Source organism: Methylophaga sp. SB9B, from assembly GCF_004832235.1.
GTDB classification, from domain to species: Bacteria; Pseudomonadota; Gammaproteobacteria; order Nitrosococcales; family Methylophagaceae; genus Methylophaga; species Methylophaga muralis.
Genome location: NZ_SSXS01000062.1, coordinates 1 through 254, shown reverse-complemented (window position 1 = coordinate 254; position 254 = coordinate 1). Strand labels below are relative to the sequence as shown.

The window sequence follows — 254 nt, the reverse complement described above, 5'->3', positions numbered from 1 at the left end:
TTATCGAGTGCCATGCGTCCCGGTGTTGATTTTGCTGATTTGTATTTCCAGCGTTCGCGCGGGGAAAACTGGCTGATGGATGACGGCATCATTAAAGATGGTGGTTATCATCTTGAGCAAGGTGTAGGTGTTCGTGCCTGTAGTGGTGAGAAAACCGGATTTGCTTACTCGGATGATCTGAGTTTGAAATCACTGCTGGAAGCCACTCATGCAGCCAGTGCCGTGGTAAAACATGGACAGCAAAAACAGGTTGA

At 48.0% G+C, this 254-nt stretch carries 1 protein-coding gene; it reads left to right on the top strand.

What is annotated here, in order from left to right; all coding sequences use genetic code 11:
* Nucleotides 1-254: PmbA/TldA family metallopeptidase (locus E8Q33_RS15140; protein ID WP_305792047.1), on the top strand; the 254-nt coding region annotated here is incomplete at both ends.